We start from the raw sequence: 21343 nt of genomic DNA on the forward strand, positions 1-21343 counted from the left end.
TAAAGTTTCTATTCAACAAGTCCAACAGGAGGTTAAGAAAGATGACCATTAAAGGAAGGGCCTATATTGCAGGCGCATTTGAACATCCAATACGCAAAGCTCCTGACATGTCTGTTTCTACCATACATGCTGAATGTGCTAGAGGCGCATTGGCTGACGCTGGACTTTCATTTGCAGATGTCGATGGCTATTTTTGTGCGGGTGACGCACCTGGAGGCGTTCAATCTATGGTTGATTATCTAGGTCTCGACGTCCGGCATGTAGATGGGACAGATACAGGTGGTTCTTCTTATATTGCTCACGTTTCACATGCCGCACAGGCAATAATATCAGGTGCATGTAATGTTGCCTTGATCACCATGGGAGGTCGACCCCGCTCAGAAGGCAGAAGCGGCGTTAAACAAAAGATGGTTGGAGCGAATGTTCCTGATTCACCTTTTGAATTTCCTTATGGTCCAACAGCTGTAAATGAGTATGCAATGGCCACAATGCGCCACATGTACGAATATGGTACAACGAGTGAACAGCTTGCATGGGTAAAAGTTGCGGCTTCACATCATGCCAGTTTCAACCCAGATGCACTGCTGCGTGATGTAGTAACGGTAGATGATGTGCTTTCTTCTCCGATGATTGCCGATCCATTGCATCGTTTGGATTGCTGTGTAGTTAGTGATGGTGGCGGTGCTATCGTAGTGGTGAGTCCTGAAATCGCCAAAAGTCTCAAACGCCCACTTATCCGAGTGATGGGAGCTGGAGAATCAATCAAGGGACTTTTGGGGGGCAAAGCAGACATAACTTATAGTGGTGGTGTTTGGTCTGGGGCAGCAGCTTTTGCGGAGGCTGGAGTAAAGCCACAAGATATTAAGTATGCCTCAATCTATGATAGCTTTACCATCACGGTGTTGATGCAGCTTGAGGATTTAGGTTTCTGCAATAAGGGCGAAGGCGGTAAGTTTGTTGCCGATGGGAACCTAATTTCTGGGGTTGGCAAACTCCCAATCAATACAGATGGTGGGGGGCTGAATAACAATCACCCATCGAGTCGGGGCGGTATGGTTAAACTGATAGAAGCTGTACGCCAACTCCGTGGAGAAGCACATCCAAAGGTCCAAGTAAGCAATTGTGATCTTGCATTGGTTCATGGTACTGGTGGCGGTCTCGCAAGTCGACATGGCAGTGCAACATTGATTTTGGAAAGGGTGTAGTTAATGGGGGCTTATGAATCAAGAAAGTTGGCAATCCCAGAAACTCATCCAGAACACGAAGAGTATTGGGAGGCAGCTGCAGAAGGAAATTTAATTCTTAAACACTGTGATTCTTGCGGTGAATATCATTATTATCCACGTGAGCTGTGCCCGTTTTGCAAAAGCGATAAAACGACATGGAAAGGAGCGAAAGGAACGGGAACCATTTACACATATAGTGTAATGCGAAAAGGGGGCCAATATGCGATCGCCTTTGTCACACTTGATGAAGGTCCAAGGATGATGACGAATATCGTCGACTGTGATCTGAATGGACTTCACATTGACCAACGGGTGAAAGTGGTATTCAAGCAAAGCGGCAATCAAGATAACCCTGGTCCGTTTGTACCGTGCTTCACTCCTATCCTCTAAGACTACAAAACGATAACTGGACCTTCATACTTAATTTAATTGCCTATAATTAACATGTTTAACGATTCAAAACATACTCGGAAGGACTTAGAAGAGGAGAGAAATTAAGATGATTATCACTAAGGATGCACGCATGCAAATGCGTGACGGAGTGCACATCTCTGCAGATATATACCGTCCAGAAAGCATAGGAAAAGTACCGGCTTTGCTGGCGCTTAGTCCATACGGAAAAGAATTGCAAGCGCAGGCGTTAACTTTACCTCCACAAGCGCGCCCAAGCCATCTTTGGAACGGAGCAATTGAAGCAGGGGATATTCGTGAAGTGGTATCACGAGGGTATGCCCATATTATTGCAGACGTTCGTGGTACAGGTGCCTCGGAAGGTCAGATGTGCGGTAACTATAACTCTGGCGGTCATGGTGATGGCAAAGACATTTATGACATCGTGGAATGGTTGGCAGAACAAGATTGGTGCGATGGCAACATTGGAATGATTGGAATTTCATACTTTGCATCTGTTCAAATTCTAGGTGCAGCAGAGCAACCGCCGCACTTAAAGGCGATCTTTGCAAACGGTGGTCACTTCGATCTTTATGAACTTTGTTATCATGGCGGAATCATGTGGCTAATGCCGCGTGCTTCTCGTGAAGGACGCGGGGGCGATAGCGGAAACGCATTCACTAACGTAGCGAGTAAGAGTTCAAAAGTATTCACTCAGGATGAGCTAGAACGAATGACGCAAGACCGCTTACGTGATCCGGATATTTCGCATTGGTCGGATTTCGTTCACCTGCTTCATTATCAAGACCGTCATGAATTATGGATGGATTATTTATTAAATCCACTAGATGGCGAGTTTTGGAAAGCTAATTCTGCTATAGAAGTAGCACATAAAATAACAATTCCAACTTACTTTCAAGCGAAATGGGGCCGTGGCTGGAACGTTGAAGGTACACTCGAATGCTTCGAAAAAGTATCTGGAATAAAGAAGCTTGATATTCAAGCGCTGCCTCCAATGCTGGAGCGTCCGTTCCACGAATGCCATGACGATATGTTCCGGTGGTATGATTACTGGTTAAAAGGAATTGATACAGGTATTATGGAGGAGCCGGCTGTACAGTTTTCAGTAGAAGGTTCTTACAAATGGCGCGGTGAAAACGAATGGCCATTGCCATTTGAAGAAAAGAAGCAGTTCTACTTACGTCCTCGTCATAAAATTAGCGACAAACCAGAGCCATTGACTTCTGAATATGCACATCCTGATGGCTTCTACCAAGCGCCATTAACAGTAACAACAATATCTGAAAAAATTAAATGGACTAGTGATAGATTCCAAGAACCAGTTGAAATGACAGGGACAGGTGCTTTATACGTACATGTGGAAATCGATACGGATGATACGAACTTTATCGCAAAGCTTTACGATGTAAGCCCAAGCGGAAAACGCACCATGATGACATCAGGCTATTTAAAAGCATCCCATCGGGAATTGGACGTGGCAAAATCGAAATTTGGCGAGCCATGGCACCCTCATGACCGAACGGTCCCAGTAGAACCTGGTGAAATTATCGAGTACGCGATTCGTTTATATCCATTCTCCTTCTTAATCAAGCCAGGTCATCGCATTGAATTGGAACTTGCCTGTAACGAACCGCTAGATGGGGAAGATGCAAAATTGTTGCCGCCGGATAGCTATCACTTACCCAGTGGTCGTGCAACAACGCATAAAATCTATCGAGATAATGACCACCATTCTCGTCTAGTATTGCCAGTCATTCCAAATGAGTTAAATGTTTTGAACAAGCCTAACAACGTACTGTATGGGAAAGCAAATAAGTAAAATAAGTGAAGCATTTGGCTGCTCCCCATTCCTAGCAAGAAGGGGGTGTGGTCACAATATGATTAGAGGAGTGAACAGCATGACTTCAGTACGCATTATTCCGATTGAATGCAAATTTGGTTCAACCTCTGCGTATGTCTATTATATCGACGCGCCTGAGCCAGCTCTTATCGATACTGGAATTGCCTCATCGGCTTCTTGTGAAATCGAAACAGTTCTTGCCGAGCATGGTTTACGGATCGAAGATATACGCTGGATTCTCCTTACCCACGGACATGTTGATCATTTAGGCGGTGCCAGCAAGATTTGGGAGAAAACCGGTGGCCGTGCAGAAGTTGTGATTTCAAAGAAGGAAGCCTATTTACTTCGTGATCGCGCAAAACACCTTACTGATTATACTGGGCTGCAAGGTAAATATTTGGACCATGAAATCCAGAAGAAGCATGCGGCGATTTTGATGAATGATATCGGAGGAGATTTGGAACCAACCTTAGAAGTCGTTGATGGCGATAAGATTTCACTAGGCGGTGAAGTTTCGATAACGGTAGTGGAAACGCCAGGACACTCTATCGGATCTGTGACTTTTGTCCTTGATGGATTGGAATGGGCGTTTGCAGCTGACGCTGTACAAATATACGGAGGGGCGCAGAGCGGCATTCCTACAATTGAACACCCTGCTTTATATCGAAAAAGTTTACAGCATCTTCTTGAGAATGTGCGTCCGAACCGCTTGTACTTAGGACATAAATTCCGGGACGGTAAAGGAAAGGTACTTAGTCCGCAAATTGACGAAGATGAGGTTACGGCTGTTCTTCAAGCGAGTCTTGAAATGGATGCGAAGTTAGCTCTTGTTGTCAGTCGGCATATGACAGAAAATGAAGCGTCCTATGACAATGTTGGCATATATGGACCATTCCGATCGATTGCGGCTGAATTGAACTATACAGGCAATCCAAATCATCTGCCTTGTGCTTTCTTTGTAACGCTTAATGGATATCAAGAAGAACTGATTGGTACTCATAATAAATGAAAGGAGGAATACCGAGATGATTCAAAAGAAGTACGAAAGTGCAGCTAAAGCTGTTGCTGATATGAAAGATGGAGCAACATTACTCGTTGGCGGGTTTGGCGGAAGCGGGCTGCCATCGCACCTTGTTAGTGCCCTTACGGAGCGAGGGGCGAATGACTTGACAGTCGTATCCAATAATATCGGCGCAGTCAGTGACGGTGTTGCTGCACTTATCAGCAATAACCAAGTGCGAAAGATAATTTGCTCTTTTCCTGTTGGGCCGCATGCCCACGAACTGATCCAGCGTATAGAAGAAGGGCGGATTGAATTAGAAATAGTTCCTCAAGGAACATTAGCGGAGCGTATCCGTGCCGGGGGAGCAGGTGTACCAGCTTTTTATACCCCAACGGCTGCTCACACAGAACTAGGAGAAGGCAAGGAAACGCGTATATTCAATGAGAGGTTACATCTCTTAGAGCATGCAATAAAAGGTGATTACGCTTTTATCAAGGCACAGCGGGCAGACCGCTGGGGTAATCTTGTTTATAATAAGACGCAGCGTAACTTCAATCCGGTAATGGCAACCGCTGCACGGATTACAATCGCTGAGGTAGATGAAATCGTGGAAGTTGGAGAAATAGATCCTGAAACAATCGTAACACCGAGCGTATACGTACATCGGTTAGTAAAACTAAAGGCGCAAAGTGAAGGGAGAGTTTTAGTGAATGAGTAATGAACAACTGGGGGTAGGATGGACAAAGATGGAGCTAGCTTCTCGAGTGGCGCTTGACCTGGAAGATGGATGGTTCGTTAATCTTGGCATCGGACTCCCGACTCTTGTCGCTGAAGTGATCCCTAAAGATCGGGAAATCATCCTTCATAGTGAAAATGGACTGCTGGGGCTAGGTCCAAAGCCAGAACCAGGTGAAGAGGATATGGACCTTGTGAATGCTGGTAAGGAACCTATTACATTAAAGCCTGGTGGCAGCTTCTTTTCACAATCAGAATCTTTTGCGATGATTCGCGGCGGACATCTTGATGCAGCGGTGCTTGGTGCATTCCAAGTTTCGATGTACGGTGATCTTGCCAGTTGGAAATTGCCTGATGCTACCCTTGGCCGTGTTGGCGGCGCCATGGATTTGACCGTTGGCAGTAAGCGTGTCTTTCTTTGTATGCAGCATACGAGTAAGGGAGTGCCGAAGATAGTGGAGGAATGTACTTACCCACTGACTGCATCACGATGTGTAAATCGTATCTATACAAACCTTGCGGTGATATACGTGACTGACGATGGCCTTGTCGTTCATGAACTCGCCCCAGGCGTTACGTTCGAATATCTACAGGCATGTACTGCTGCTCCGCTTAAGATTCGTGCGTCAAATAATGTGAAAGCTAATACTCTGGAGGTGCAGTAATGATAAAAAAATACACCATTGATCGCAGTTCATCGGTGCCCATTTATAAACAAATCAAGGAAATCCTCATTAAGGAACTTCAGGCAGCCGAAGGGGCAACTGGGCGACCGTTCAGTACAGAGCAGGAGCTGGTTCAACGTTTTCATGTAAGCCGTGCTCCTGTTCGTCAAGCATTGAAGGAACTTGCCAATGAGGGGTACGTTTACCGGGAGCGGGCGAAAGGAACCTTTCCTGTTCAGGCACTTCCCGTTCGTCCTCCAGGTCTCGAGTTAGGAGGATTGGTCGGCTTCCTTCGCGATCAAGGATTAGATTGTACTTCAAAAATATTAAGTGTGGATCATGTGTTACCCACAGAGAAGTTGTGCGTAATCCTTAATCTTGAGCCGAGTGATAAAGTCTTGAGGACTTCTCGTTTAATCTTGCTCAAAGGGAAACCGCTAGTATGGACACAGACGTATCTTGTAGTCGCGGAGGATTTCCTGCCAGATGCACTGGAACTCGAGGAGGCTGAAAGTGTTTTCGTGCTTCTTGAGAGAGAACAGGGCATTTACATCTCCCGGGGTGACCACCTGATTTGTGCGTCAGGAGCGAGTGGTATGGAAGCAGAGATATTAGGCATTAACAATGGCGACCCGACTCTTATAATCGAGACGAAGCTGTACTCAAGAAATGATCGCCTCATAGGCTGGAGAAGGGCAGTCCATATAGCTGACGATTATAAGTTTTCTTTCACAGTGAACCGGTAAGATATTTGGTGGGAACCACGAAAAAGTCAGGATGGCAGGAACAATCAATGAACCAATTTGTTTGAAAACGTGGGTAGGAAAGGGTGAGAATAAGCTTTCAGGCTGCGGACAAACTCCATGATTTAAAGGAGAGTTTTGGAGTTTGTCGATCTTTCTTGAAAAGGGAAGGCATGTTGTTATATGAATTGTTTGTACTTTATACGGCAGGGGGGGTTAGGGTGTCTCAAATAAACATTACCGACGTTGTGAATGAAGGAGAATTTAACCGCTTTCATTTAGGGATATTGATTTGCTGCTGCTTGATCATTACTTTTGATATGTTCGATCTTGTTATATATAGCTCTGTCTTACCTGTCCTGATGGAGGAATGGGCCATATCACCTGTACAAGCAGGTGCCATTGGAAGTTATGGCTTTCTTGGGATGATGTTGGGTGCTATATTCTTTGGAATTTTGGCTGACAGATTGGGAAGGAAAAATATCCTAATTCTATGCGTGTTTATATTTAGCATCTTTACGTTTTTATGTGCGTTTGCACATGGTCCATCCATATTTTCTGTTTTCCGGTTTGTTGCAGGAGTGGGGATAGGCGGTGTTTTACCGAATGTGATTGCTTTATTAACAGAATATGCACCGAAAAACAAGCAAAACATGATGGTCTCAATGGTGATGTGCTGCTTTTCCGTAGGCGGTATTTTGGCCGCCCTGATAGGGATCTACGTTATGCCTGTAATAGGTTGGCAAAGGGTATTTTGGGTAGGTGTGATACCTCTTATGCTTATTCCTTACATGGTCAAGCATTTTCATGATTCTCCCTCAATTCTTTTGATGAAAGGGAGAGTGGACGAACTTCGTTTAGTTCTTTCAAAGGTGAATAATAAGTTCTTGCTTTCCCAGGACATCGAGTTTGAAGCTATAATAAATGAAAAATCATCTGGCTCTCCTGTCTTGGGTTTGTTTAAAAACGATCGGGCATTAGGTACAGTGATGATATGGATTGCCTTTTTCATGTGTTTGTTAATGATCAATGGGTTAACTATTTGGCTCCCTAATTTGATGTTCAGTGCCGGCTATGCCCTTGGTTCCTCTTTAAGTTTTGTAATTGTGTTAAATATTGGGGCCATTATTGGAACGTTAATACTTGGTAGTCTTGCAGATAAATATGGGGTTAAAAATGTGCTCGTTCCGGTGTTTCTAATGGCGTCCATATGCTTGATGCTTCTTGGTCTTAAAAATAACATGTTCATATTATATGTGCTGGTTGCCATTACTGGCGCATGCACAATGGGGGCTCAAAACATTTCATATTCCTTTGTTTCTCACTATTATCCTCCATTAATGCGCTCGACTGCCGTTGGTCTTGCTTCTGGAATTGGAAGGATTGGCGGGATCATTGGTCCAACTTTCGGGGGAATCCTTGTATCTCTTAATTTATCAGTACAAATGAATTTCATTTCGTTTGCGATTCCAGGCATTGTTGCGGCCATTGCATTTTCATTTGTTCCTTTAAAATTTTCAACTCACAGAAAAAATAAAAGAAATGGCATAGGAGGGAAATATTTATGAAATCAAAATCGGGATTAAGGATTGCAATTATCGGAGCCGGCATAGGTGGTTCGTCAGCTGCAGTGGCACTAAAAGCGAAAGGAATTCGTGCAGACGTGTATGAGCAGGCACCTGCCTTAGGAGAGGTTGGTGCAGGTATCGGTATCCGTCCTCCAACCGTAAACTGCTTCAAAAAATGGGGTTTGTATGAGGATATTGAAAAATTAACTTCACGCAGTGACTTCATGGAAATCATAATGGGAGATGACCAAGTATTCATTAAAGAAGCATGGCCGGTGTTGACGGATGATAAATCCGAAGCGTACGCTCGTTTGATTCACCGGGCTGATTTACTGGATACATTAATCGCTCATATTCCAGCAGATCAACTTCATTTAAACCATTGTTTAACGGAAATGATTGATCACGGTGACCACGCGGAAGTGAAATTTGCCAATGGCAAAACAATTGAAGCGGATATCGTGGTAGCAGCGGATGGGATCCGTTCACCAATTCGGGCACAAGTTTTGGGTCAACATGATCCAGTATATTCTGGTTACCTAGCCCACCGTGTACTGGTTTCTAATGATGAAGTGCTTGGCATGTCTTCAGAAGAAAACATCTTACGTATTTTTGTAGACGGTAAGAATTCAGTTTATTTGTTGCCATTAGAACACCGTCAGCAAGTTTCTGTTGATATTACTGTTCCTGGAAAGTTCTCCTGGCGTCCAGAAATGACGAAAGAAGAAATCATGAAGAGTATTGAGGGCTTTGGACCTACCATTCAAAAAATCATTGAAAATATTAAATTGGAAGATATCGTAACACGTCCGTTATGTGATATTGAACCAATGACAACATGGAGCACTAAGTGTGTAACATTAATTGGGGATGCTGCTCACGCAATGCTTCACAACCAGGGCCAAGGGGCGAATATGGCCATCCAAGATGCGGATGTTTTAGCAGAAGAGATTGCTAAAGCGGAAACACCAGCAGAAGCATTGCAAAATTACGAAGAACAACGTAAACCGATTACGAAGCTCTATCAGAATTTGTCCCGACTGTTCCCAACTGATGAAGCGGAAACCGCATTCCCGGAAAAGGCGCATTTCTAAAAAATCGAAGGATAGAGTTAGTTGCTGAATTTACAGAATATTAAAATTATTTTTGGTTTTCATTAGTTATTGAAAAGGAATAAGGAGGTATCACAATTGCCTGTACATCCCGAAATAAAAAAGGTATTGAATTACATTCAGAAATCCGTTTCTAACCATAAAATCATTCCGGAAGAACATAGAACAGCGTTCAATGCACCTAGTTTACCTGTTGAAAAACGTGTCCAAGTCTATTGTATCGAAGAAAATTCGATTCCGAGTCCAGAAACAAATATACCGGTAAGAATTTATACACCCCATGAAAGCGATTCTTATCCGTTGATAATTTATTTCCACGGGGGCGCATTTTTCTCTGGGAATTTAGAAAGCCATGATGAGATCGTTCGCCAAATTTGTCAGGAATCCGGATGTAAAGTAATTTCTGTTGATTACCGGCTAGCTCCGGAGTACCCGTTTCCTGCTGCCTTAAATGATTGTTATCATGTCACAAAATGGGCCGCGGAACACAGGGATGAATTAAAATGGGACGGGCAGAATCTAGCCCTTGCAGGGGATAGTTCTGGTGGAAACCTAGTTGCTGCCGTATCTCTAATGGCCCGTGACAATCGCAATTTCACCATTACGAAACAAGTGTTGTATTATCCATCATTAGATCTTGACTTCAGTGAATTCCGTTATAAATCCTTAGTTGAAAATGGAAAGGGATATTTCGTAGAAAGCAATAAATTAGCAGAACTTAATTCCTTTTATCTAATGGGAAATGCAGATACGGATCATCCTTATGTTTCACCAATTCGAGAAGATAATTTAGATAATCTCCCTGCTGCACTTGTAATCACTGCAGAATATGATCCTTTCCGTGATGAAGGAGAACTATTTGCTGAGAAATTAAAAAAATGCGGTGTACATGTCGAAACAAAAAGGTATGAAGGTGCCACTCATGGTTTCTTAGGCAAATTTACGCACTTAGATGAATACAGCGACGTGTATAAACGTACAGCTGAATTTTTAAGATCGAAATAAGAAGCCTAAAACCTGTCACACCTTGAGATTGTCCCGTTCGCTACGATAGATTAACAGATTTTAATAGGAAGTGATTTCGCAACCTTATCCAAAAGTGTTGCGCTTGATCACTTCCGTTCTATGTAAACATTACAAATCACACATTATGACAACGATGTATTTGGTCAATTTATGGACCGCGCGTTTATGTCCAAAAGAATGGACAGCCTCGTTTAGCTTCGAAATTCAGATGGAACGCTAGCACCTTATATTAATAGCTTTAATAAAACATGTTTTTCAGGAAGGATGTTTTTATTAGTGGAAAAAAGAAAGTGTTGGAGCTATGAGAATAAATTAACCGCAATTTTCTTCTTCTCTATCGGGTTTGTCTTCTTTGATCGACTAGCTATTAATTATCTTATTCCATTCATGCAAGAAGATTTTAGCCTGACAAATACCCAAATCGGGATGCTTTCTTCAGCATTAGCGATTACATGGGCACTTTCCGGGCCGATCGTAGGTTATATCTCCGACAGGGTGAAAAGTAAGGTAGGTGTCTTAGCTTTTATGGTTCTGTTATTTTCATTTTTATCTTTAGCTCATGGATTGGCAGCAACCTTTGGAATTTTGATTATTTTACGCTTGCTTATGGGTATCGCCGAAGGACCGATTATCCCAATTTCTTCGTCCATATTATCAGTAGAATCTTCGCCAAAACGTCGAGGGTTCAACTTAGGTTTTACTGCGGGCACTTCATACGGAGTTTTCGGAGGTTTCTTGGCACCTCTGGTTATTGTTGCCTTGGCAAATGCAACTGATTGGCGAACCGCATTTTATTTAACGGTCATTCCAGGCATATTTATAGCATTTTTCATTTGGAAGGTTGTCAAGAATCCCCCAAAATATTCGGATACAGACATTACTACCGCGATTCCAAATGAAAAAATAAATATTAGACTAATATTGAAAAATCGGAATATCTGGCTTTGTGTTATTGTATCGTGCAGTTTTTGGATATTTCTTCTGCCTTTCTCCATTTATGCACCTCTTTACTTAATTCATGTGAAGCAGTTGTCGTTAAGTACAATGAGTATGGTAATGGCAGCCTTTGGTGCCGGAAATGCAATCTGGGGGTTTATCGTTCCAGCCATTTCAGATCGTATTGGTAGAAAACCGACATCTCTTATATTTGGGGTCCTAACCTTATTCGTTCCGCTTACACTAATGTACGTTGACAACGTAGTAGTAATATCCGTGTTGATCTTTGTTTTTGTTTCAGGGATTGGAACTTTAACCATGTTTACGACTACAATTCCGGCAGAAACGGTTCCAATCCAATATGCTGCAGCTACTATAGGATTTATTCTTGCAGCTACGGAAATCGTTGGCGGCGTTCTTAGTCCATTGTATAGCGGCATGGCTGGTGATGCTTGGGGTCTTACAGCTCCGCTTTGGATAAGCGCTGGAGGCGGACTCCTTGCTTTTGTTTTCTCACTATTCCTTAAAGAATCGGCACCTGTAAAGGTTAGGAGCAACAAGGAGATTGAAAGTGCTATATAAAACCCATCGTGAACTTAGATTTTCGTTTCAAGATCTCAACCGAATGGGAAATTCTTAATTATTTTTATCGAGTGAATGTGTTGAACATCGGAGGCGGTAAATCCAGCTTAAGACAATCTTCTTTTCCTCTTTACATTTGATTGTGATTGGAAATTCCGCAAAGCTTGCGTATGTGTATAAAGGCTGCTTTCAGGAAAACGGTATATTGGAGGGAGAGTATTGTTGAAAAAAAACAATATGGATGTATTTCCAATAATTGTTCCATTTTGCAATAAGCTGAAGAGCATCAACTTTTACTTAGTTAGATATCAAGATTCCTTAATATTAATTGATGCAGGGATGGACACTGAAGACTGCTGGCATTCCCTGCAAGAAATTCTGAAGGAAAATCATTATACATTGACTGATATTTCAGCGATATTATTAACCCATCATCATACAGACCATATTGGACTGGTCAATCGGATTGTGTCTGCCAATCCCATTCCCGTATATGCACATCCTCGCGCCATCCCTATACTGCAAAGAGACAGTGAATACATAAAAATGAGGGAAGAATTTTTCAGAAATCTGTACCGCCGAATGGGGTGCGGTAAATTCGGTGATCGACAAGTAATCGATTTACACAATCCAATTCTATTAACAGAAGATAAAAAAATCGAATGTGAAATTCAAGTGGCTCAAGACCTGCTGTTTGACTTTGATATATTGGATATCCCCGGACATGCTCCTGACCAGATTGCCTTTTATAATAGGAAGTGTAAATGGTTATTTTCAGGGGATTTATTAATTGCACATATGGACATCAATGCCTTCATTGAACCATATTTAGATGGAGTGCGTACAAATTCCTTGATCCAGCAAAAGCATTCATTGGAAAAGTGCATATCATTGAATGTGGAGTTCATCTTTTCAGGTCACGGTGATATCTTGCAAAATCCTGTAAATATATTAAAAGAAAGAATAATAGGGTTGGATGAAAAAGCTAAAATATACTTGAACATCATCAAATCGGGGATTTCAACTGGAAATGACATTGCCCGACTCCGTTTTAATGAAAGGTACGAAAAGCAGTTTTTCAATATTATGTCTGAAATTATTGGTTATCTCGATTATCTTGAAATACAAGGGGAAATTAATAAAGAAATGGAAAATGGAATTTGGCAGTATTATTAATGAGGATCAAATCCGTGTTGATAATGCGGTGCTTCTGATAAAAACGATCATCTTTCCTTAAAGATAATAACTGAACCCTATCTATTCTCTTTTATTAGATTGGAAACATACTTGATAGTAACTCCATAAGGATATTTATGCACATAATAATCGCGAATTGTTGAAAAGGTGATGGTTTGTTTCTTTATGGAATAAGCTGTCGTCTTTTTTATTTTTTTAAAAAGCAAATGACTTTAATTGTTGAAAGTTATTTGTAAGGGGGCAATAAATTCGCTGAGGTTCATTTTCAGAGCCATCCCAAGCAGTTCGTTCAATATGAGACTTCGATATGCAGAAATCCAACATTTCTCTCGTTGACTTTATGAATCTTTATTTGCAGTTTTCGAGTTTTATTTGCGCTACATGAAGACGAATAAACTCTTTTCCTGATGGTCACATTAACTATACATGAATAGGCGAGCATTATAAGGCGTAGAAGCGATAATTAACAAAAATATAGTCAGTTGGTCTGCTTAAGCTTTAGTAAACCAAAATGCAATCCGGTCGATAATTGAATGAAATCCTTCATCATAGAACAAAGCTGATTCCTCATTTTGCTTGCTTCAGGTGAAATGAATTTTTGAAAAAGAGGTTGAGCAAATGAATGTAAAAAGTATGAAAAAAGCTAGAATGGGTATCGGCCTAGGGGCAGGTTCAGCTGTTGCTTGGGGGATAGATACGGTGTTAATAGGCATTATTATTGCAAGCACACCATTTAAACAGTCGATCGTTCTTGCGCCAATAATAGCGGCATTCATGCATGACTTCTTCTCTGCGTTATGGATTTCCTTATTGATGATCATAAAAGGTGAATTCATTAGTGTATTGAAGTTACTTAAAACAAAAAGCGGTGCCATTTTAGTTATGGGAGCATTGTCTGGCGGACCTTTGGCCATGACCTTTTATTTTTTAGGTATTCAATATGTAGGAGTAACATATGCGGCGAGCATTTCTTCCATATTTCCCGGTATTGGTGCGGTGCTTGCTTTCACTTTTCTGAAGGAAAAAATGAACAGGAGAACCTGGTTTGGCATAATTTTAAGTATCATCGGAGTAATTATATTGGCCTATAGTCCGACGGAGTTGAACGTCGATAGTCATTTTTACATTGGAATATTGTTTTCATTGGGAGCTGCCATATTTTGGGGACTTGAAGGGGTGATCGGTGCTTGGGGGATGAAGGGAAAAGATGTCGTGCCTCTATATGCCATTAATATAAGGCAGATGACCTCTGCATTATGTTATGGGCTATTTATTGTGTCATTAATAGATGGTTATCCTTTAGTGTTTGAAGCTGCTTCATCTAAGATAGTATGGCTAATAGTGATAGCAGGCTTATTGGGAGCTGCTAATTATTCGTTATACTACATGTCAATTAACATAATCGGTGCTGCCAGAGGTCAATCTCTCAACAATACATATGTTTTTTGGGCAATTGTAACCGAAATTATATTTATAGGTGCCCCTATTAGCTTGCAATTCATTATAGGTGCATTAATAGTACTTATGGGTTCACTTATGGTTTCTGGAAGTGCAAAAGAGTCCAATCATTGATGTTTCAGGCAACTGGGTACAGATGGAGAACCTCCTTTCAACCAAAAAATATCAGGAAGAAACCACTTATAGAGCTAGGAAGCAGAAATCTTTATATAATATTGATGATACATAGTCCAATGAAGTGTTCAACCAACCTGATCGACCATACCCCTGACTGCCAGCAAACACCTATTTAATTGCGGGGCGGATTTAGGTGGACAATCCCGTTTTACCATTTAAATTACTGGCTGTCACAATCATAGTGCTGATTGTTTTCATTAAAATTGGAAAGGGTAAAGTTATCCCATGGATTGATTTTGCCGTATTTAATCAAAACATTTATCTTTATGGTGCCAGGAGATACCGTTAAAGAAACTATTGTTTCAAAAAAATCACCGGTAGGCACCAAGCGGTATCCAATTACAGAAGGTTTTCTCACATTAGTGAAGTTCAGTTGAAGGGAAGAAGAAATGATGAGAAATATATTAATGGAAATGTTAGAATCCCGTAAGGAAGAAATGATTGAAATTCGTAGATACCTGCACGAAAATCCTGAGCTATCATTTAAAGAAAAAAAGACAGCTCAATATATTAGTGATTTTTATAAAGGAAAAGACGTAGAAGTTCAATCGAATGTAGGGAATGGATACGGGATTGTCGTGACGATCAAGGGGGGAAAGCCCGGAAAAAAAATCGGACTACGAGCTGATTTTGATGCACTTCCAATCGTCGAAGAAACGGATGTACCCTTTAAGTCAAAAAATGAAGGAGTTATGCACGCGTGTGGCCATGATGCTCATACAGCCTATCTGTTAGTCTTAGCCGATTGCCTCATCCAATTAAAAGCTGATATTCCTGGTACAATAAAAATCATTCATCAGCATGCCGAAGAAGTTCCACCAGGTGGTGCAAAGAGTATTATAGAATCTGGCGTGCTTGACGATTTGGATAATATATTCGGCATCCATCTGCTGCCAATTGATTCGGCAGGAGTTGTTGGCTATCACGCAGGATATTCTTTTAACGGCAGAGCGTATATGAAACTAAAAGTGCAAGGTAGAGGTGGACATGGTTCCTCGCCACATCTAGCAAATGACGCCATTGTAGCTGGCGCTCATTTCGTAACAGCTGCCCAGACGATTATTAGCCGTCGATTAAGCCCTTTTGATATTGGTGTAATAACGATTGGCTCTTTTGACGGAAAAGGGACCTTCAATGTCATTAAAGATAGCGTGGAGCTTGAAGGGGATATCCGATATATGACGGTCGAAACGAAAGCGACGATTGAAAAAGAGGTAAAGCGCCTCGTAAAAGGACTTGAAGAAGAATTTGGGGTTACATGTGAGCTAACTTATACCAATGATTATCCACCTTTATATAATGATCCTGAAATGACAGAAAAGGTTGCTGGGTTTCTCAAGAATGCAAATGATAAAGATATTAAAGAAGTGAAGGAATTTCCAGCAATGCCGCCTTCTGAAGACTTTGCTTACTATGCAGAAAAATTCCCATCGTGCTTCTTTTACATTGCTTGTACACCTAAAGGAGTAACGAAACCTTATTTTAACCATCACCCTAAATTTGATATCGATGAGGATGCCTTGCTCGTGGCAGCAAAGGCAGTAGGATATGTTGTTTGCGGTTATTTTAAGTTAGATTAAGAGGAATATGGTACAGATATACAGAAGCTTCGGTTCGAAGGGGAGGCTGACTGCTTTGCACTAAAGGAAAGGAATTTCCTCGAGATTTTCCAGTGAATTCCCTCCGTTAGTCCGGTCATCATAGTGGAATAAGATTAACCGGTTAGCTATGGAAAGGAGGGGGAATGTTGACCTGGGACATTCTTAACATCATTGGTACAATCGCTTTCGCCATTAGTGGTGCTTTTATTGCAAGGGAAGAAGATTATGATCTGTTAGGAGTGTACGTTTTAGGGTTCACCACAGCATTTGGAGGTGGACTTGTTCGTAATCTACTGATAGGACTGCCCATTGAAAACATTTGGAAGCAAGAAAATATATTTGAAATTGCCTTTTTGGGGATTACCATCGTATTTTTCTTACCGAATATTTGGATCGGCCGTTTGAAAAAATGGGTGGTGTTTTTTGATGCCATAGGTTTAGCGGCATTCGCCATTCAAGGTGCAAACTATGCAGTATCGATTGAAGCTCCATTAATTGTGGTAATCATGGCGGCTACCATGACAGGAGCAGGTGGTGGGATGATACGAGATATATTTGCAGGGCGAAAACCCATGATTTTTCATTCCGAAATTTATGCATTATGGGCAGCTTTTGCTGGCATCGCCATTGGTCTGGGGGCAATTCGTGGACCGTATGCTACATTTTTCCTCTTGATCGTAATCGTTTTCTTAAGAATGATATCGGTCTATTTCAATTGGAATCTACCGCACAAACATACTAAATGATAATGAAAATCCCTTATAGGAAGGTCAACTGCGAAAAAAAAGAATATATCAATTTTGACTGTTGACAAACAATTCGCAAAAATATTATATTAGAAGTCCTGCCAACTAAATGTTGGTGTAAAGGGGACTGTGAAAGGTTCATTCTTATTTGAAAGAGGATGGATAAAATGAATAAAGAACGATTAATGGAAAGTGCACGGAACATGAAAGCTAAAGCATATGCACCTTATTCCAAATTTCCAGTAGGAGTAGCGTTATTACTAAAAGATGGTACTGTCATTAATGGAGTCAATGTGGAAAATGTTTCATTAGGTGCTACTAATTGTGCAGAGAGAACAGCCATTTTTACTGCAATAGCAAATGGGTATAAAAAAGGTGATTTCCAGGCTATAGCTGTTGCAGGTGATACGGTGGATTTTCTTCCACCTTGCAGTATTTGCAGACAAGTTTTAGCGGAATTTTGTTTACCTGAAATGCCTGTTTATTTAACTAATGAAAAGAGAGATATTTTAGAATTAACATTAAGGGAATTATTACCTTACGCATTCACGGACTTAGAGATGTAAATGCCTAAGGAATATAAATGTTATTAAAATGTAAGAGCCTGTTATGACAATTCTTTGTTCATTTCAGGCTCTTTTGGTTCGTTGACTTAACTTACGATAGAGAAGAAGCACTCCATAAAAAAACGTGCAATGCACTTCAAGCATGAACATACTCATTCTGCAGGAGCTGAGTATAGTTATGCAAAGACAGCATATGAATGGTACCCCAGGAACTTATTCCTTGCTCGGTAAAAAGCAGCAAGAGCGAAGAATGATATCATTCCTCCGTAACAAGCATGGATGCCTAACAATATGAATCCTGTAAAGCAACCTCTCCCCACAAGTAATCGATCCTTAACGAGTTTCTTCTATATAAAATGACAAATTCCAATATCCTAACATTCAAGGTAATCAATTATTTACTAATTCCATTTATGGACGCCAGATATATCCTTTCCATTAAGGTTTCCAATTCCACGAAGCTTTTCAGCCATTAATATTTGTAGCCCTTCAACTGTTTAATTTGATAAAACGCTCCCTTTAACTAAACTGCGACTGATGGATTTTTTTCAGAATTGAATAATGGGCATTTTCATTCAAACAAAATTGAAACGCCTAAAGTGAATACTTCGTAAGCAGCAGTTAGCGGCTATTTTTTCTTGAGAACGAATCGCGGACTGTAAAAGTTGGAAAAAGTATATTGACAATGATAATCATTATCATATAAAATGATAAATGAAATTGATAATCATTTTCAATTGTGTTTCTTGCCGAAAAAGAAATTTGAAATCAAAGGGAAGACAATATGGTTGGTTGAACAGTAATGGATCAGGAAGAAAAATTTTAAAAATAAAACAAAGAAAAATATCTAAAAAATGAATGTGAGTGGGGGAGTCATACCAATGGATAAAAATCATGTAATTTTAGAGCTATTCCAACATCAAGTAACCTGTTGCTGCCCGGGAGAAAAGCATCAGCATATGATAGAGTTCTTTCCAGGTGATGTATGGACAATTACGGATGAGCGGAAATATGTGGATTGCCTGGGATGGCACTTTTTAATTGTGGTGAACGAAGAGTATCAGTTTTTTATGCAAGTGGGGGAAATCGAGGAACTTTATTCCGAGGGCACTATTTGCTCCATCTTGGATTTGGATCTGAGAATTAACCATTTGGGCTATAAAATAAATGAAGCGCTTGATGCACATGATAGGGAGTCATTTCTTTCGTTTGCTGATGAATTGAGCAACATACAGGAAATAAAGAATAAAATGAACACGGAAGATGTGCATGCTTTTTAGATAGTTTACTACTTTTTGATAATAGCGTCGTTGGAAGGGGATCATAACATGTCTAAAATCATTATGATTTTTGCAAGTATGAGTGGAAATACAGAAGAAATGGCGGACTCCATTGCAGCAGGAATTAAGGAAAGCGGTGTGGACGTTGAAATGATAGATATAATGGATAGTCCTGAAGCTTCCATACTTGGAGAGTACGATGGAATCTTATTAGGTGCATATACGTGGGGAGATGGCGATTTACCGGATGATTTTTTAGACTTTTATGATGAAATGGAAGATGTAGATCTAACCGGAAAGAAAGCTGCAGTGTTTGGTTCTGGTGATACTTACTATACACATTATTGTGCAGCTGTAGATATTCTGGACGAAAAATTGCGGGAACGGGGTGCTGATATCGTCCTCGAGGGGTTAAAAGTGGAATTAACCCCAGAAGATGATGATATCAAAAAGTGCCAAGACTTCGGGAGGGAGTTCATTAAGAAAAGCTTCGTTTCTTCCCTATAGTATTAGACATCATATGAATAGAGGAGTGAAGGGGATTGATGGGGAAGGAATATCAGGTTTCGATTGCCACTTTGACGGATTACCATTTACAAGATTTTATAAGATGCCCTTATCAATTTTACTTTCATCATATAGAAGGAAAAAACACCACTCAACAAAATTGGAGAAAGATGGTTCAATTAGTGATTAATCAGGTTGTAAGTCGATATTATAAACTTCCCCCTGCAAACCAGACGGCCAAGAAGGTTATGGAGTTAATAGATGAGCATTCGAGAGTCATGGATGTACGTCAGTTTGATTCGAAAATTCATTATTATAGGGCTCTTGCCAAAATAACTGATTACTTAATCAAATTTTTAACATCTGGGAAAAACGAATATCCTCCTTTATTTTTATATGAAAAATTCAACATGGTTATTAGTGAGCTAGGAACCGACCTTTCCTTGATTCTTGACGTGGCAGAATGGTCAAGCAACTCATTCATCATCAAGAAATTTTTAGTCGATACTAATGAAGAAATGACCGTTTTGTTCATTCATATGATTTCGGTATTTTGTCAGAAGGCATTTGGTCGACTACCGGAAAGAATGGAGATAATCTCGCTTATGGACGGTAAAATGAAAACGTATATTCCAACCATGAATGATGTTTCTGACGGATTGGAGTACCTCAACATAATCAAGAGTCTTTTACAAAATCCCAAAGAATATTCGAAAACAGATTGCTTAACGGTTTGTAACAGCTGTTCTTATCGAGAAAGATGTAATGAAGGTATTCATATTAATCTTGAAAGTATTACTATTCAGTAATGGTTTTCAAGGTTGCGGCAAAGTTGTATCTTCCTTCTCATATCCGATATAAGCATGTAAGTTGAGTTTTTTTAAGCCCCAGTGATGAAAGGGGAGATAACTGACTTGAAACTAGGAAATTACATAATTTAGTAATGCGGATTATACCATTCAGGGATAATCCGCATTTTACGTTAAATAACGTAAAATATGACCGGAGCAATGAATATGGAAAAGGCTCTTTGCTGTATTTTTCATGGGTCATTCATATCCGGTTACAATTACTCCATCTATATTGTTGCCCGAGATATCATAATTGTTATTCTTTGGAACCTTAATAGTCATGTTTTCAGAAACGAAATAATAAGAAATCGTATATTTTATCCCATTAACAATTGCAGATGCCATCTTTTCTTTTTTTAGGTACTTTAAATATTCTTCCAACGCGAAATTTTTCTTATGCATTATCGCGCTGTGTGGTAAACCTACATAGCGAATATGCCATGGTTCATATTGAATTCCAGTAATATCGATCTTGTCTCTAGGATAGCGTAGAATAAAGCCATATTTCCAAGCATTTTTTTCTATCCATTTTCCTTCAGGTGCTTCACTCATCTTCATTTGGGAAGAGCCTACATCAAGTGATAAACCCAGATTGTGTTCACTATAGCCTGCTGGCAAGGCATAGTCAGGTCCCGCTTTCTGGTAGATTTCTCGTTGTTCATTAAGGTCCCGGTATCCACTATTAATCAAGAAATGGTGAACCCCGTCTTTTTCAGCAGCAGAAATCATCTTCAAAAATTCTTGGGCTACATTCTCTGATAACTTCATTTCGCTATCAAGGATTCCGTATCCCTTCGTTAATTCCTTGTGTCCAAATAAATCCAAGATATCGGACTTTACACTCTTTTGGTGAACGGGATATTCACTGTTGACCAAGAGTAGATTTCCCTGATAAATCTGTTCTTTGGAAATCTTTTTCTGTTGAGTGTTTTTAGGTATCCCTATATCAGCCAATTTGATTTTTTCATATTGATTATATTCTTGAATCTCAACTTTCCCTTGAAAAGTCGGTGCTATATAAGCTACCGCCAAACCTATACACAATGCAAAAAATAATAAAAACCCCATCTTCTTCAATTTAAGTTTCCTCCTTGATCTTACCTTCTTATAAGA

Annotated in this window: 20 protein-coding genes; 19 read left to right on the forward strand and 1 reads right to left on the reverse strand. The window is 40.5% G+C overall.

What is annotated here, in order from left to right:
• The first annotated feature begins 41 nt into the window (after window positions 1-41).
• The 19 genes from ABE28_RS08500 (at window position 42) to ABE28_RS08590 (ending at window position 20188) form a co-directional block, all read left to right on the forward strand.
• Window positions 42-1205, forward strand: coding sequence for a thiolase domain-containing protein (locus ABE28_RS08500; protein WP_064464539.1), 1164 nt, complete (start codon window positions 42-44; stop codon window positions 1203-1205).
• A gap of 3 nt (window positions 1206-1208) precedes the next feature.
• Window positions 1209-1616: a Zn-ribbon domain-containing OB-fold protein gene (locus ABE28_RS08505; RefSeq protein ID WP_064464537.1), complete on the forward strand. Its 408-nt coding sequence runs from the start codon at window positions 1209-1211 to the stop codon at window positions 1614-1616.
• Between the two features lie 109 nt (window positions 1617-1725).
• Complete coding sequence (locus ABE28_RS08510) at window positions 1726-3456, forward strand: CocE/NonD family hydrolase (RefSeq protein ID WP_064464535.1); 1731 nt, start codon at window positions 1726-1728, stop codon at window positions 3454-3456.
• Between the two features lie 79 nt (window positions 3457-3535).
• On the forward strand, window positions 3536-4486 hold the full coding sequence (locus ABE28_RS08515; RefSeq protein ID WP_064464533.1) for an MBL fold metallo-hydrolase: 951 nt from the start codon (window positions 3536-3538) through the stop codon (window positions 4484-4486).
• Between the two features lie 16 nt (window positions 4487-4502).
• Complete coding sequence (locus ABE28_RS08520; protein WP_064464531.1) at window positions 4503-5198, forward strand: 3-oxoacid CoA-transferase subunit A; 696 nt, start codon at window positions 4503-4505, stop codon at window positions 5196-5198.
• A complete protein-coding gene (locus ABE28_RS08525; RefSeq protein WP_064464529.1) occupies window positions 5191-5880 on the forward strand; it encodes a 3-oxoacid CoA-transferase subunit B in 690 nt (229 codons plus the stop codon). The genes ABE28_RS08520 and ABE28_RS08525 overlap by 8 nt, the downstream gene beginning before the upstream one ends.
• Window positions 5880-6626: a GntR family transcriptional regulator gene (locus tag ABE28_RS08530; RefSeq protein ID WP_064464527.1), complete on the forward strand. Its 747-nt coding sequence runs from the start codon at window positions 5880-5882 to the stop codon at window positions 6624-6626. The genes ABE28_RS08525 and ABE28_RS08530 overlap by 1 nt, the downstream gene beginning before the upstream one ends.
• A 170-nt stretch (window positions 6627-6796) precedes the next feature.
• On the forward strand, window positions 6797-8191 hold the full coding sequence (locus ABE28_RS08535) for an MFS transporter (RefSeq protein WP_156775709.1): 1395 nt from the start codon (window positions 6797-6799) through the stop codon (window positions 8189-8191).
• Entirely contained in the window at window positions 8188-9285 is a 1098-nt protein-coding gene (locus ABE28_RS08540; RefSeq protein WP_064464523.1) for an FAD-dependent oxidoreductase, read from the forward strand. Before ABE28_RS08535 ends, ABE28_RS08540 begins: the two co-directional genes overlap by 4 nt.
• 126 nt (window positions 9286-9411) lie before the next feature.
• Entirely contained in the window at window positions 9412-10308 is an 897-nt protein-coding gene (locus tag ABE28_RS08545; RefSeq protein ID WP_257390745.1) for an alpha/beta hydrolase, read from the forward strand.
• A 297-nt stretch (window positions 10309-10605) separates the two neighbouring features.
• Window positions 10606-11847, forward strand: a complete 1242-nt coding sequence (locus ABE28_RS08550) for an MFS transporter (protein WP_083231997.1) — start codon at window positions 10606-10608, stop codon at window positions 11845-11847.
• 219 nt (window positions 11848-12066) lie between these two features.
• The gene (locus tag ABE28_RS08555) at window positions 12067-13023 is read left to right on the forward strand and encodes an MBL fold metallo-hydrolase (protein ID WP_083231998.1); all 957 of its coding nucleotides are present in this window, start codon (window positions 12067-12069) and stop codon (window positions 13021-13023) included.
• A gap of 639 nt (window positions 13024-13662) precedes the next feature.
• A complete protein-coding gene (locus ABE28_RS08560; protein WP_064464518.1) occupies window positions 13663-14616 on the forward strand; it encodes a DMT family transporter in 954 nt (317 codons plus the stop codon).
• Between the two features lie 455 nt (window positions 14617-15071).
• Complete coding sequence (locus ABE28_RS08565) at window positions 15072-16259, forward strand: amidohydrolase (RefSeq protein ID WP_064464516.1); 1188 nt, start codon at window positions 15072-15074, stop codon at window positions 16257-16259.
• A 167-nt stretch (window positions 16260-16426) separates the two neighbouring features.
• Window positions 16427-17026 carry a trimeric intracellular cation channel family protein gene (locus tag ABE28_RS08570; RefSeq protein ID WP_064464557.1) on the forward strand — a complete coding sequence of 200 codons (600 nt, stop codon included), beginning with the start codon at window positions 16427-16429 and terminating at the stop codon, window positions 17024-17026.
• A 167-nt stretch (window positions 17027-17193) separates the two neighbouring features.
• The gene (locus ABE28_RS08575) at window positions 17194-17592 is read left to right on the forward strand and encodes a cytidine deaminase (RefSeq protein WP_064464514.1); all 399 of its coding nucleotides are present in this window, start codon (window positions 17194-17196) and stop codon (window positions 17590-17592) included.
• A gap of 881 nt (window positions 17593-18473) precedes the next feature.
• Window positions 18474-18872 carry a hypothetical protein gene (locus tag ABE28_RS08580; RefSeq protein WP_064464512.1) on the forward strand — a complete coding sequence of 133 codons (399 nt, stop codon included), beginning with the start codon at window positions 18474-18476 and terminating at the stop codon, window positions 18870-18872.
• Window positions 18873-18920: 48 nt separating this feature from the next.
• A complete protein-coding gene (locus ABE28_RS08585) occupies window positions 18921-19379 on the forward strand; it encodes a flavodoxin (RefSeq protein WP_064464510.1) in 459 nt (152 codons plus the stop codon).
• Window positions 19380-19417: 38 nt separating this feature from the next.
• A complete protein-coding gene (locus ABE28_RS08590; protein ID WP_064464508.1) occupies window positions 19418-20188 on the forward strand; it encodes a hypothetical protein in 771 nt (256 codons plus the stop codon).
• Window positions 20189-20428: 240 nt separating this feature from the next.
• Here ABE28_RS08590 and vanY read toward each other — a convergent pair whose 3' ends face one another.
• Window positions 20429-21307, reverse strand: coding sequence for a VanY-A/VanY-F/VanY-M family D-Ala-D-Ala carboxypeptidase (gene vanY, locus ABE28_RS08595; RefSeq protein ID WP_064464506.1), 879 nt, complete (start codon window positions 21305-21307; stop codon window positions 20429-20431).
• Window positions 21308-21343 lie beyond the last annotated feature (36 nt).

Source organism: Peribacillus muralis (genome assembly GCF_001645685.2).
Taxonomy (GTDB): domain Bacteria; phylum Bacillota; class Bacilli; order Bacillales; family DSM-1321; genus Peribacillus; species Peribacillus muralis_A.

Coding starts and splice junctions, on each gene's coding strand:
- ABE28_RS08500 (WP_064464539.1), top strand. CDS start 42: ATGACCATTAAAGGAAGGGCCTATATTGCAGGCGCATTTGAACATCCA.
- ABE28_RS08505 (WP_064464537.1), top strand. CDS start 1,209: ATGGGGGCTTATGAATCAAGAAAGTTGGCAATCCCAGAAACTCATCCA.
- ABE28_RS08510 (WP_064464535.1), top strand. CDS start 1,726: ATGATTATCACTAAGGATGCACGCATGCAAATGCGTGACGGAGTGCAC.
- ABE28_RS08515 (WP_064464533.1), top strand. CDS start 3,536: ATGACTTCAGTACGCATTATTCCGATTGAATGCAAATTTGGTTCAACC.
- ABE28_RS08520 (WP_064464531.1), top strand. CDS start 4,503: ATGATTCAAAAGAAGTACGAAAGTGCAGCTAAAGCTGTTGCTGATATG.
- ABE28_RS08525 (WP_064464529.1), top strand. CDS start 5,191: ATGAGTAATGAACAACTGGGGGTAGGATGGACAAAGATGGAGCTAGCT.
- ABE28_RS08530 (WP_064464527.1), top strand. CDS start 5,880: ATGATAAAAAAATACACCATTGATCGCAGTTCATCGGTGCCCATTTAT.
- ABE28_RS08535 (WP_156775709.1), top strand. CDS start 6,797: ATGTTGTTATATGAATTGTTTGTACTTTATACGGCAGGGGGGGTTAGG.
- ABE28_RS08540 (WP_064464523.1), top strand. CDS start 8,188: ATGAAATCAAAATCGGGATTAAGGATTGCAATTATCGGAGCCGGCATA.
- ABE28_RS08560 (WP_064464518.1), top strand. CDS start 13,663: ATGAATGTAAAAAGTATGAAAAAAGCTAGAATGGGTATCGGCCTAGGG.
- ABE28_RS08565 (WP_064464516.1), top strand. CDS start 15,072: ATGAGAAATATATTAATGGAAATGTTAGAATCCCGTAAGGAAGAAATG.
- ABE28_RS08575 (WP_064464514.1), top strand. CDS start 17,194: ATGAATAAAGAACGATTAATGGAAAGTGCACGGAACATGAAAGCTAAA.
- ABE28_RS08580 (WP_064464512.1), top strand. CDS start 18,474: ATGGATAAAAATCATGTAATTTTAGAGCTATTCCAACATCAAGTAACC.
- ABE28_RS08585 (WP_064464510.1), top strand. CDS start 18,921: ATGTCTAAAATCATTATGATTTTTGCAAGTATGAGTGGAAATACAGAA.
- ABE28_RS08590 (WP_064464508.1), top strand. CDS start 19,418: ATGGGGAAGGAATATCAGGTTTCGATTGCCACTTTGACGGATTACCAT.